Source organism: Psychromonas sp. (genome assembly GCF_041586535.1).
In the GTDB taxonomy this organism is placed as follows: Bacteria; Pseudomonadota; Gammaproteobacteria; order Enterobacterales; family Psychromonadaceae; genus Psychromonas.
Window position 1 is genome coordinate 24,143 of the sequence record NZ_JBFGZY010000013.1, and the last position, 12,940, is coordinate 37,082.

Here is a 12,940-nt window from a genome sequence, read left to right on the forward strand (position 1 = left end):
ATCATTTACTTACTCGAATTGGTATTACAAAACTGAATTTATGTTAATAAACGGAATCGAATCGACAACCATTGCGGCAGATGACCGGGGCCTGGCCTACGGGGACGGCCTGTTTTCGACCATAAAAGTTGAGCATGGTGTTGCACAGTTGTGGGATTATCACCTGCAGAGACTGCAATCAGGTGCACAGAAGCTTTTTTTTCCTGAGGTTGACTGGTCAACCCTTTCTGATGAGCTGCATTGTCTGGCAAAGAGTCTTTCCGGACAGCGCTATGCCGTTATTAAAGTTATTTTGACCCGCGGCTCAGGTGGCCGGGGGTATAGTATCCAGGGTTGCCATGCACCGCAGCGTATTTTATCAGTCCATCCCTACCCTGATTTTTATCAACAATGGCAAACCCAGGGGCTGAAAGTGATTCAATGTCAGCAGCAGTTAGCGATTAACAGGCAATTGGCCGGTTTAAAAACCTTAAATCGTTTAGAGCAGGTGTTAATCAAACATGAATTGGAATCACAGCAGGCGCTGGAAGGGGTGGTTTGCGATAATAACGGTTATGTGATTGAAGCCTGCGGCGCAAATATTTTTATCTATATGAATAATCACTGGGTAACACCAAAACTTGATGGCTGTGGTGTGCAGGGGGTTAAACGCCGGCAGATTATGGAGCTATCCGCGCTGGCGGGGCACCCTGTTAGAGAAATGCAGATAACCACCAATGATCTGTTAAACGCTGAGGCCGTTTGTCTGAGCAATGCCCTGATGGGGATTGTGCCGGTCATTGCATACCAGTCGCACTATTATCCAGAATCCGCTTTTGCACATGTAAAAAAGTTACAGACTCTGGTAGATAAAGGAGGTGTGCAGAATGACGACTAAAAAAATTCTTTTTGCCCTGTTTTTTTTAATTATCCTGATGATAGGCAGCATTTTTTGGGTACAGCACAAATTAAACCGTTATCTCAACACACCACGTGTTGAGCAGGCAATGTTATTCACGGTTGATAGCGGCAGTCATTTTTCCCGTTTAGGTCATACCCTGTTAACGGCCGAAATTGTGACTGATCTTACCTGGTGGAAAGCCCTGGGGAAACTACATCCTGAGTTAACCCATATCAAATCAGGTACCTACCAGTTGCAACAGGGTTTTAGCTTAAACGATATTCTAATAACTATTAATAAAGGTGATGAATATCAATTCAGTATTACCTTTGTGGAAGGCAGTACTTTTAACGAGTGGCTGCAGATCTTAAATAACGCCCCATTGATTAAACCACTGCAGGAAAACGAACAGCAAATAGCTGAGCGTCTTGGTAGCCCCCATCAAAAATTGGAAGGTTTATTATTTCCTGAAACCTATCATTACACTGCCGGTATGAGCGCTTATCAGTTGATTGAAAAATCTTATCTGCACCAGCAGCAGGTGGTGGAGAAATTATGGGCAGAGAGGGACAAAGATCTGCCTTTTAAAACCCCCTATGAGGCGCTTATTCTGGCTTCTATCGTTGAGAAAGAGAGTGGCTTATCAGCAGATCGTGACAAAATAGCATCGGTGTTTGTTAACCGTATGCGGATTGGTATGCGCCTGCAAACCGATCCGACTGTTATCTATGGTATGGGAGAGCGTTATGACGGGCGCATTCGCAGTAAAGATCTGCGTGAGGACACCGCTTATAATACCTACCGTATTGACGGCCTGCCGCCGACACCGATTGCCATGCCAAGTGAAGCGGCGTTATACGCAACGCTGCACCCGGCAACAACAAAGTATTTGTACTTCGTGAGTAAAGGAGACGGCACCTCTTATTTCTCCAAGAGTCTTAAAGAGCACAATCAAGCTGTGCGAAAATATATTTTAGGAAAGTAACGACATGTCTTTATTAGCAACGTCAGCTGCAGAAAAATTAGCAGGTAAATTTATTGTTATAGAGGGCCTTGAAGGGGCCGGAAAAAGTACCGCTATCAGTTATATCAAAAAGTGGCTGCTTTTACAGAATATGCCTGCTGAAAACGTTGTCTATACACGTGAACCCGGCGGGACAGTGCTGGCCGAAAAAATGCGTGATATAGTCAAAATGGAGGTTTGCGGCGAAACACTGCAGGACAAATCGGAATTGTTGCTGATGTATGCGGCGCGTGTGCAGTTAGTTGAGCATATTATTAAACCGGCTTTAGCTGCGGGTAAAATCGTGGTTGGGGATCGCCATAATTACTCCTCATTAGCTTATCAAGGCGGTGGCCGTGGAATCGATTTACAGTTAATTGAAGCGATTAAACAGGTTGCGTTGGGCGACTTTAAAGCTGACCTGACACTGTATCTGGATATAGAACCTGAACTGGGTTTAAGCCGTGCCAGAGGACGTGGTGAGCTGGATCGTATTGAGCGTCAGGCGATCGATTTTTTCCACCGCACCCGGGATGTTTTTCATTCATTAGTGGCGCAGGATGACCATGCCGTTTCGATTGATGGCAGCGAATCACCTGAGTTAGTTGAGCAGGCTATTTTTGCTGCTCTGAATAAATGGCTTGCGGGTCTCGCCTGATATGACCTCAGGCGAGAATAAAGTAGCGCTTACTACCCCCTGGTTAGCCCCGCTATTAAAACAGTTAACAGCAACTTACCAGAGAGGGCGTTTTGCTCATGGGTTATTATTTACCGGTTGCGCCGGTGTCGGTAAATTTACGCTTGCCAGGCACCTTGCTAAATATCTTTTGTGCACTAATAAGCAGTCAGAAGCCTGCAATCAGTGCCATTCCTGTTCACTTTTTGCGGCGCAAAATCATCTCGATTTTCATCTTTTACAAAATGAAGAGAATAAAGCGATCGGCATTGAACATGTAAGAAACTTAATCGCCACGCTGAATGAGCGTCCTCATTTGGGGGCGAATAAAGTAGTTATTATTAAAAACGCCAATTTATTGACTGTACCTGCAGCCAATGCTTTGCTTAAAACCCTCGAAGAGCCGCAGGGTAACAGTTATTTAATTTTGCTTTCGCGCACTCACCATCAACTTATGCCGACCCTGTTAAGCCGCATTCAGCATACGCACTTACATACCCCGGCAGATAGCGACTTATTGCCCTGGCTAGCTTTACAGGGATTTGAGGTGCAGGATAAAGGCTTATTACGTCTGTTTCAAAACAGTCCCTTTGCTTTATTAACTCACCTGCAAAGTGTGCAGGATAGCAACGGGCAGGACGAACGGCGAAACTGTGTAGAAGGTTTATTTTATCTGCTTAATAACCCTGAAACCCTATTCACCTTTAGTCAGTTTCTCGCGGAGCAGACAGCGCCGCGCTTGTTATTACTTTTTCATCTTGTGCATGATTTACATAAATTAAAGTTAGCGGATTGCCTGACCGGCAATGCAGATCAGTTAGCAAGTGATGCTGTGTATGCTTTTGCTTATCCGCAACTGCAGATTTGGAAAAATCAGGTAAGCCTGAAAGGGCTGCGTTATTTATCTGCTGAATTATTACAAACCAGGCAATTGTTAATTGAACACAGTGCATTAAAAAAAGAACTTTTGATTAATGCCCTGTTAATCAAAATCAAAAACCAATTTCAGTGATGGTTGCCCGCAGCATCGCTGAACTGCCGATGGCGCAGTCAACTATTTTACCAAGTAGCTAAGGTCAACAGACCCTGGATTAAGGATATAAACATGTTAGTAGATTCACATTGTCATCTGGATCGCTTAGATTATAAAAATAAACATAAAAATTTAGCTGAGGTTGTTAATAAGGCCAAGGCGCAGGGTATAGATCACCTGCTGAGTGTCTGTGTGACCTTAAAAGACTACCCTGCAATGGCTGAACTGATCGCGCCTTTCAAAGAGATATTCAGCTCTTGTGGTGTTCACCCTCTGTATCAGGATGAGGTTGTTGATGAAGCCCTGCTGCTCGAATATGCGCAGCAGGAACAGGTCGTGGCGATCGGTGAGATGGGCTTGGATTTTTTCTACTCACCGGAAAATAAAGCGGCGCAGGAAGCCTCTTTTAGAAGCCAGATTAGAGTCGCAAAAAAGGTTAACAAGCCCCTGATTGTACATACCCGCGATGCCCGCGAAGCGACTCTGGAGATTTTACGCAGTGAAGGTGCTGAACAGGTCGGTGGTGTGCTGCATTGTTTTACTGAATCTTTAGAAATGGCTCAGGCAGCGATGGAGATGGGCTTTTATATTTCGGTATCAGGGATAGTTACCTTCAAAAGTGCCAAAGAGTTACAGGCGGTCATCAAAGAAATTCCGTTAGACAGATTACTAGTGGAAACTGATGCCCCTTATTTAGCGCCCGTGCCGCATCGGGGACAGGAAAACGAGCCGGCTTACACCCGTGATGTCGCTAACTTTGTGGCAAAGTTAAAAGGCGTCAGTCTGGAAGAGTTAGCCGCGGTGACAACAGCTAACTTTTTCAGATTATTTGCACATGCGAATAAATAAACAGACACTTTGTTATTGCGAAATATCGATAACAAGCGCTTGATAAGGGGCAAGTTCAACTTTATCAAGCGACACTGGCTGCCGCGCATAATTATTTAAGATAATCTTATTAATTTCACCTGTGTAGCTTCGGGTTAATGTTTGTTTGCTGAAATTAGCGATCACCAATAATATTTTACCCTCATACAAACGTAAATAAGCGTATACATCAGGATCATCTTTATCGAGCAGCTGATATTGTCCATAAGTGATAAGATCGCCATAGGCAGCTGATTTTCGCAGTGCAATCAGCTGCCGATAATAATGGAAGATGGAATGTTCATTTTCCCTTTCGGCCTGAGCATTCACTTGTGCCTGATTATCGTTAAGCGCCAGCCAGGGGGTACCCGTGCTAAACCCGGCATTGACACTATTATCCCACTGCATCGGCAGACGGGCATGATCCCTTGAAAAGTAGTTAAGAAAATCCAGTGCCTGCTCAGCGCTGCGGCCGCTGGCTAATATTTTCTGATAATGAAACTTAGCCATTAAATCATTAAACTCAGCAATATCAGTGAAAGTTTTATTGGTCATGCCAATCTCTTCACCCTGATAGACATAGGGGGTACCGCTCATCAGGTGGGTTACGGTGCCAAGCATCTTGGCGCTGATAGTGCGGTATTCGTCACTATCACAACCATAGCGGGAAACCGTGCGCGGCTGATCGTGGTTACTCCAGTACAAGCTGTTCCAGCCTTTTTGATAGAGATCTATTTGCCAGCGTGACATGATCTCTTTATATTGGATCAAATCAAAAGGTTTTCTAACGGCATTGTGCTCTTCGCGATCGATACTCACGTGTTCAAATTGGAAAATCATGCTTATTTCGTGGCGATCCGGATGAGAGTAAAAACGGCCATCCAGGGTGGTGGTAAAGGGGGTCTCTCCGACTGTCATAACATCATAATGAGACAGTACTTTTTTATAAATCTCACGGAGATATTGATGGCATAACATGTTGTTCGCCCAGTGCTCCCAACCGGCAACCCCTTCGTCAAAAATAGTCGCATCGGGAAAATCTGAAGGTTTACCAATCATATTGATAACATCCATGCGGAAGCCGCCGATACCTTTTTTCAGCCAGAAGTGTAAAACATCATGAATGGCTGCACGTACCTCAGGGTTTGCCCAGTTTAAATCGGGTTGTTTTTTACTGAAAAGGTGCAGGTAATATTGGTTGCTGTTTTTATCCAGCTCCCAGGCCTTCGGCGTAAAGAAGGATTCCCAGTTATTAGGTTCACTGCCGTCGGCTTTGGGATCTTTCCAGATGTACCAGTCCCGCTTGGGGTTGTCTACGCTGCTTTTCGACTCAATAAACCAGGGGTGTTCATCGGAGGTGTGATTGACCACCAGGTCCATAAGAATTTTAATATCGCGTTTTTTCGCCTCAGCGATTAATGACTCCATGTCGGCCAGTGTGCCGTATTCCGGCGCAATGTCGTAATAATCGGAAATATCATAACCGTTATCATCCATAGGAGACTGGTTAACCGGGCTTAGCCAGATAATATTGGCCCCCAACTGCTTAATATGATCCAGTTTTGCGATGATCCCGTTGATATCTCCTATACCATCTCCCGTGCTGTCATTAAAACTGCGCGGATAAATTTGGTATACCACCGCATTATGCCACCACTTTTTTTTTAATTTTTCCATTTTCCTGTGTCCTGTTTCTTTAACTCATCTGGGGTTAAATAATCATAGGTCAAAACGATCACACTATCATCCATAGTCCATACATTAATAAGTTACTTGTGTGCTCAGTGAGAAAAACAAATGAGCGCAGGATAAAAACTCCGAAAGTTGTCACTAATTGGGATCTCAACTACATTCTTTGTATAGAAACAGGCGCTATAGAGTATTTATCATACAATTTATTTTTGAAAAATATCCTGGGCTGTTGCTACCTGAACGTTTAAAAATTGAGTTAATTTCTTTTTTTAGTTTTAATAAAACGGAGTTAAACGAAGATGAAAAATATTATCCTGAGCAGTGCGATTGCCCTTGCTGTCGCGGCCCCGCAAGCCCTTTCCGCTAATTTGAAATTTGAACCCGGCAAAGACAGCACCTTTAACTGGTCGAGCTATGAACAATTAAAAAAGATCAATTTGAAAGGTGAAGTGCTTACTATTAAAGGTCCGTGGCTGGGATCCGATAAACCGCTTATTGAGAGTGTGATTGCTTATTTTGAAGAGGCAACTGGTGCTAAAGTCGATTACGCGGGTTCAGATTCGTTTGAACAGCAGATTGTGATTGATGTACAGGCGGGCAGTGCGCCTAATATTGCCGTTTTTCCGCAACCCGGACTTGCAGCTGATCTTGCTTCCAAAGGGTTTTTAACACCACTCGGGGACGACATTAAAAATTGGGTAGAAACAAATTATGCAGCCGGTGCTTCCTGGGTGGATCTCGGTACATATGCAGATAAAGCAGGTAAAAAGCAACTATTTGGTTTCTTTTATAAAGTTGATTTGAAATCTTTGGTTTGGTATGTCCCGGAAAACTTTGAAGACTCAGAGTATGAAGTTCCGAACTCCATGGAAGAGTTGAAAGCTCTAACTGAAAAAATGGCTGCTGATGGTGTTACCCCCTGGTGTATTGGCCTGGGAAGTGGTGGGGCAACGGGTTGGCCTGCGACAGACTGGGTTGAAGATATGATGTTAAGAACTCAGTCACCTGAAGATTATGATCGTTGGGTAAGCAATGAGCTTAAGTTTAACGATCCAAAAGTAGTCAAGGCGATTGATGAATTTGGCTGGTTCGCAAAAAATGATAAATACGTTGATGGGGGGGCTCGTGCTGTTGCCACTTCTGATTTTCGTGAAAGCCCGAGAGGATTATTTACCTCCCCCGCTAAATGTTATATGCATCGACAAGCTTCATTTGTCTCAAGTTTCTTCCCGGAAGGGACTAAATTGGGCGTCGATGTAGACTTTTTCTATTTCCCTGCATACCTATCAGAAGATTTAGGCAAACCTGTTTTGGGGGCGGGTACGGTATGGGGAATCACCTCGGATTCAAAAGCCGCACGTGCTTTCATTCATTATTTACAAACGCCAATCGCTCATGAAATATGGATGGCGCAATCCGGATTCTTAACACCTTTTAAAGGCGTTAATAGCGATGCTTATGCCAATGAAACATTAAAAAAACAGGGGCAGATCCTATTGGATGCAACGACTTTCCGCTTTGACGGATCTGATTTAATGCCGGGGAAAATAGGGGCCGGCGCATTCTGGACCGGTATGGTTGATTATACCGGTGGTAAGCCGGCTAAGCAGGTTGCTGACGATATTCAGGCAACCTGGGATGCGTTGAAGTAATGCTCCGTTATAAAGCCGGTATTTTGCCGGCTTATCTTTTCTATAAACGAGGTTGATGTAATGGAACAATTATATTATTCCTTACTGGTGGTGGTACTTGGTGTATCTGCTTGCATCTTCTATTTTATCGCGAGTAACTGGTTGCTGGTTATGATTTTTCCAGTGGGCAGAGGAAGCAATGAGCAAGTCGCCAAAAACATCCGCACTGCAGCGGCTATTCGACCCTGGATTTTTTTAGGACCCGCACTGTTTTTTTTAGGCTTATACCTTGTTTACCCGGTCTTTGATTCTATCGCACTCTCCTTGTATGACCGTAATGGGGAGACCTTTGTCGGCTTGGCAAATTACCAATGGTTATTTCAGGATAATGAATTCCGTCAGTCGTTGTTAAACAATCTGTTGTGGTTATTAATTGTGCCGGCCATGTCGACCTTTTTTGGTTTGATTATTGCTGCGCTAACGGATCGTATCGGTTGGGGAAATATTGCCAAAAGTTTAATTTTTATGCCGATGGCTATCTCATTTATCGGCGCGTCAATTATTTGGAAATTTGTCTATGACTATCGCGCCGAAGGGTCCGATCAAATTGGTGTATTAAATGCCGTTGTCGAATATTTTGGCGGCAGTCCACAAGCTTGGGTAACTGTTCCCTTTTGGAATAATATCTTTTTGATGGTTATTCTGATCTGGATTCAAACCGGATTTGCCATGGTTATTTTGTCTGCAGCACTGCGCGGAATCTCGGAAGAAACGGTGGAAGCCGCCGTTTTAGATGGTGCAAATGGTTTACAGATTTTCTTTAAAATTCTTATTCCGCAAATATGGGGGACCATCGCCGTTGTCTGGACCACTATCACCATTTTGGTGTTAAAAGTCTTTGACATCGTGCTGGCCATGACCAATGGTCAGTGGAGCACTCAGGTGCTTGCGAATATGATGTTTGACTGGATGTTCAGAGGAGGCGGTGATTTTGGCCGCGGGGCTGCGATCGCAGTGATTATTATGTTTGCTGTTTTACCCGTAATGGTTTGGAATATTAAACAGGCGAATACCCAAATGGAGGGCCGTTAACAATGGCGAACAAAACAGCAATGCCTGGGAAGCAGTCCGGGAAGGTTATCTCAGGCCTGAATAAATTACGACGTTCCCCGTTAATCATACTTGTTCATCTTAGCGTTTTATTGTTAGTTATTTTATGGACTTTTCCGACGGCTGGATTATTAATCTCTTCTTTCCGTGATAAAGAGCAGCTTGCTATCAGCGGTTGGTGGACAGCGCTGGCGTCTTCTGAGCAGAACCTGATCACCCGCACTGCGCCGCCGAACCAGCAACAATTAATTGACGGTGTTTATCTGCTCGAGGGGACCATTGAGGATATTGAAAAAACCGATGGTATTTTAAGGTTTGGCTGGACATCCAGAGAGCCTGAAGCATATCAGGCCGGCACAACTGCTGAAATGGGTAATGACGGTACCCTGATGGTTGACAGCAGCGGTAACTATCAGATGACCTCTGTTGACCCCTTTACGGGAAGCAGGGGCAAGCGCATATTTTATACCGCATTAACACCGCCGGCATTTTCTTTGGACAATTATATTGAAGTGCTCGGTTCGGAGGGCATCGGTCAGTCATTTCTTAACTCTCTGACCGTTACCATACCCGCGACTATTATTCCTATTTTAATCGCTGCTTATGCCGCCTACGCATTATCCTGGATGAAACTTCCCGGACGCTCGCTGTTGATTGCGATGGTGGTGGGGCTGCTGGTTGTACCACTACAAATGTCTTTAATACCGTTATTACAGCTGTATAACGTGATTGGTAACTTTTTTGGGGTGAGTGCTAAAACTTATCTGGGGATCTGGTTGGCGCATACCGGTTTCGGACTGCCTCTGGCTATCTATTTATTAAGAAACTACATATCCGGTTTACCGAAAGAGATTATCGAATCAGCACGCGTTGACGGGGCTACTGACTTTGATATTTTTATGAAAATTATTCTGCCGTTGTCATTTCCCGCTTTAGCCTCTTTTGCCATCTTCCAGTTTCTCTGGGTATGGAATGATTTGTTGGTCGCAACCGTCTTTTTAGGTAATGGTGAAAGCGAGCTGGTATTAACCGGACGGTTAAGAGAGTTGCTTGGCTCTCGTGGAGGCAATTGGGAAATATTAACCGCCTCTGCATTTATCTCTATTGCTGTTCCTTTAACGGTGTTTTTTACACTGCAACGCTATCTGGTACGCGGCTTACTTACCGGATCGGTTAAATAAAAAGATCTAAGGACATGGAATGACAGGTGTAACGTTAAAAAACATAAAAAAATCATACGGTAAAACAGATGTTTTATTCGGTATAGATTTACAAATTGAACTTGGCGAATTTGTTGTTTTTGTCGGCCCATCAGGCTGCGGTAAATCAACACTGTTACGTATGATTGCCGGCCTTGAAGATATTACCGATGGGGAGTTATATATCGAAGACGTGCTGGTAAACGATATCCCCTCGGCAATGCGCGGTATAGCAATGGTCTTTCAGACCTATGCGCTATACCCGCATATGACTGTTTATGACAATATGGCTTTTGCTATGCGTATCGCCAAAGAAAATAAGGCGAAAATTGATGAAAGAGTCAATGCCGCTGCAGATATGCTGCAGTTAAAACCCTATTTAGATCGCCTGCCAAAAGCGCTTTCCGGTGGGCAGCGGCAGCGTGTTGCAATCGGTCGCGCGATAGTGCGTAACCCTAAAGTTTTCCTTTTTGATGAACCCTTATCCAATCTTGATGCGGCGCTTAGGGTACAGACGCGTATCGAAATTGCCAATTTAAAAGAAACCTTAAAAGACACGACCATGATTTATGTTACCCATGATCAGGTCGAGGCTATGACACTTGCGGATAGAATCGTGGTGTTAGCAGCGGGTAAAATTGAGCAGGTCGGTACACCATTAGAGTTATATACGAAACCTGCCAATTTATTTGTTGCAAAGTTTATTGGCTCTCCGGCAATGAATATATTTAAAGCTGATGTTGTAAAAACCGGAGGAAATACCTGCATTAAGACAAAAAACGGTCATCAATTTGACATTCCGGTAAAAAGTTTAGCTGGTCTAAATAATCAGGAGATTTCAGTCGGTGTACGGCCTGAAGATTTTTATTTGTCTGATCAGGAAAGTTGCCTATTATCCGGCGAAGTTGCCTTTGTAGAGTCATTGGGTGAAGTGACGCTGCTACACCTTGCTTACCATGAAAAAGAAAACCCGGTAGTGGTCAAAATTCCCGGTATTGTTAATAAACATAAAGGCGATATTGTTTATCTTCAGGCAGAACAAGATAAGGTACACCTCTTTGATCCGCAAGGTATCTCTTTACTTTATCTATAAAAAAGTAAAAGCCTAATGGTATTAAACACCTGATATTTGCCGTCTTATTATTCTTAATAAACGTGATTAAGGCGGCATAAATCATACCTGTACAAATAAACTTCTCAAAAATCCCATCAAGCCGCAAAAAGCAGCAGGCAACTCATTTACAATCAATCGCTGGATTTCAATGACCAACTGATCCACTCTTTGCCTATAACGGGTGATTATTACTTTTTCAATATAAGATGGAATTTATATGTTTCAAATCAGGACCTACGATCAGATAGCCAGTATTGGTTTAGATAATTTTAAACATGATAAGTATGAGGTGGCAAGCAGCCTTAGCGAACCTGATGCGCTTATTCTACGCAGTTTTAAACTGCACCATGAACCACTTGCTGATTCGCTAAAAGCAATTGCCCGGGCCGGTGCCGGGGTTAATAATATACCGCTGGAAAAATGCGCGGAGAAAGGGATTGTGGTCTTTAATACCCCCGGTGCAAACGCGAATGCAGTCAAAGAGCTGGTATTGTCCGCGATGTTGTTATGCTCCCGAACCGTCGTTGAGGCGATTATTCACTGCCGTGCTTTAACGGATGTGAAAGACGAGTCAATGGGGCAGACATTAGAGCAGATTAAAAAGCAATTTAAAGGCAGTGAAATAGCAGGTAAAACCTTAGGAGTTATCGGTTTGGGCGCGATTGGTGCTAATGTTGCCAATATGGGTATTGATTTGGGGATGAAAGTGGTCGGTTTTGACCCCGCAATCTCGGTTGAGGCAGCTTGGCGGCTGTCCAGCAAAATAGAAAAAATGGAAAATCTGCAATCGCTGATGGCAAGATGTGATTATATCACCCTACATGTTCCGGCAATCGCTGCAACCAGAAACATGATCAATCATGATGCCCTGGCGCATGTGAAAAAAGGGGCCTGTTTACTTAATTTTGCCCGCGCTGAAATCTGTGATTCACAAGCTCTTATCGAAGCGCTTGATAATGGCTGTTTGCGCCGTTATGCCACCGATTTCCCGACTAATGCTATGCTTGCCCGGGAAGATGTTCTGCCGATGCCTCATCTTGGTGCGAGTACAGATGAAGCGGAAGATAACTGCGCTATTATGGCCTGTCAGCAGGTGATCGAATTTCTGGAAAACGGCAACATCAAAAATTCGGTCAATTTTCCTGGCATCAACCTGGAAAGAAGCACACCATACCGCATTACTTTTGTGAATAATAATGTTGCCGGGGTATTAGGGCATGTTCTTTCTATTCTGGCCGATTTGAATGTCAATGTGACCGATATGATGAATAAAAGCCGTGATAATCTCGCCTACAACATTATTGATCTGGAAAGTCCAGCCAGCGCAGAGTTGATAAAAGCGATAGGCGAGGTTGAACATGTTATCACTGTGCGCGCATTGTAAAAACAATTACCTTTTTTGTTGCCAACCCGCTCAAGACTGGCGGTTGTTATAATTTACCTGCAAGAATTATGCGCTATTCGCAGCTTGCCCCAATGCTCGCCTTTTCCTTAAAATTTAAACCATAAAGTATATGAAGCGATTGCAGATTTTATTGCTTGAATATTTGTTTATACCAATTCCGTTAATTAGATGATCTATTTAGGCGTAGGAAAAATGGATGAAAGCAAGGCATTGATTGCAGTAACTAGTTGTTCTAATTACAAAATCAATAACAAAGACTAAAACGTAGTTTTATGTCTAGCTAGTTCTCATCCAGAAACGTTAACATACTGAAATATATAAAAAAACAGG

At 43.7% G+C, this 12,940-nt stretch carries 11 protein-coding genes; 10 read left to right on the forward strand and 1 reads right to left on the reverse strand.

Translation table 11 applies throughout. From position 1 onward, the window contains the following. Positions 1–40 precede the first annotated feature (40 nt). The 5 genes from pabC to ABZA00_RS02810 all read left to right on the forward strand — a co-directional run bounded on the left by pabC (position 41) and on the right by ABZA00_RS02810 (position 4,441). A complete protein-coding gene (gene pabC / locus ABZA00_RS02790) occupies positions 41–877 on the forward strand; it encodes an aminodeoxychorismate lyase (RefSeq protein WP_372880624.1) in 837 nt (278 codons plus the stop codon). After that, positions 867–1,865: an endolytic transglycosylase MltG gene (gene mltG / locus ABZA00_RS02795; RefSeq protein ID WP_372880625.1), complete on the forward strand. Its 999-nt coding sequence runs from the start codon at positions 867–869 to the stop codon at positions 1,863–1,865. The genes pabC and mltG overlap by 11 nt, the downstream gene beginning before the upstream one ends. Before the next feature lie 4 nt (positions 1,866–1,869). Continuing rightward, positions 1,870–2,541, forward strand: coding sequence for a dTMP kinase (gene tmk, locus ABZA00_RS02800; RefSeq protein WP_372880626.1), 672 nt, complete (start codon positions 1,870–1,872; stop codon positions 2,539–2,541). 1 nt (position 2,542) lies between these two features. Continuing rightward, entirely contained in the window at positions 2,543–3,571 is a 1,029-nt protein-coding gene (gene holB, locus ABZA00_RS02805) for a DNA polymerase III subunit delta' (protein ID WP_372880627.1), read from the forward strand. A 93-nt stretch (positions 3,572–3,664) separates the two neighbouring features. Beyond that, complete coding sequence (locus tag ABZA00_RS02810) at positions 3,665–4,441, forward strand: TatD family hydrolase (protein WP_372880628.1); 777 nt, start codon at positions 3,665–3,667, stop codon at positions 4,439–4,441. A 12-nt stretch (positions 4,442–4,453) separates the two neighbouring features. Here ABZA00_RS02810 and ABZA00_RS02815 read toward each other — a convergent pair whose 3' ends face one another. Beyond that, positions 4,454–6,136, reverse strand: coding sequence for an alpha-glucosidase (locus ABZA00_RS02815; RefSeq protein WP_372880629.1), 1,683 nt, complete (start codon positions 6,134–6,136; stop codon positions 4,454–4,456). A gap of 314 nt (positions 6,137–6,450) precedes the next feature. On the opposite strand from ABZA00_RS02815, the gene ABZA00_RS02820 reads away from it, so the two are divergent. The 5 genes from ABZA00_RS02820 to ABZA00_RS02840 all read left to right on the forward strand — a co-directional run bounded on the left by ABZA00_RS02820 (position 6,451) and on the right by ABZA00_RS02840 (position 12,589). Then, the gene (locus ABZA00_RS02820; protein ID WP_372880630.1) at positions 6,451–7,803 is read left to right on the forward strand and encodes an ABC transporter substrate-binding protein; all 1,353 of its coding nucleotides are present in this window, start codon (positions 6,451–6,453) and stop codon (positions 7,801–7,803) included. Positions 7,804–7,863: 60 nt separating this feature from the next. After that, positions 7,864–8,874, forward strand: a complete 1,011-nt coding sequence (locus tag ABZA00_RS02825; RefSeq protein WP_372880631.1) for a carbohydrate ABC transporter permease — start codon at positions 7,864–7,866, stop codon at positions 8,872–8,874. A 2-nt stretch (positions 8,875–8,876) separates the two neighbouring features. Next, on the forward strand, positions 8,877–10,073 hold the full coding sequence (locus ABZA00_RS02830; protein WP_372880632.1) for a carbohydrate ABC transporter permease: 1,197 nt from the start codon (positions 8,877–8,879) through the stop codon (positions 10,071–10,073). 19 nt (positions 10,074–10,092) lie between these two features. After that, the gene (locus ABZA00_RS02835) at positions 10,093–11,184 is read left to right on the forward strand and encodes an ABC transporter ATP-binding protein (RefSeq protein ID WP_372880633.1); all 1,092 of its coding nucleotides are present in this window, start codon (positions 10,093–10,095) and stop codon (positions 11,182–11,184) included. 238 nt (positions 11,185–11,422) lie between these two features. Continuing rightward, positions 11,423–12,589, forward strand: a complete 1,167-nt coding sequence (locus ABZA00_RS02840) for a phosphoglycerate dehydrogenase (RefSeq protein WP_372880634.1) — start codon at positions 11,423–11,425, stop codon at positions 12,587–12,589. The last annotated feature ends 351 nt before the right edge of the window (positions 12,590–12,940 follow it).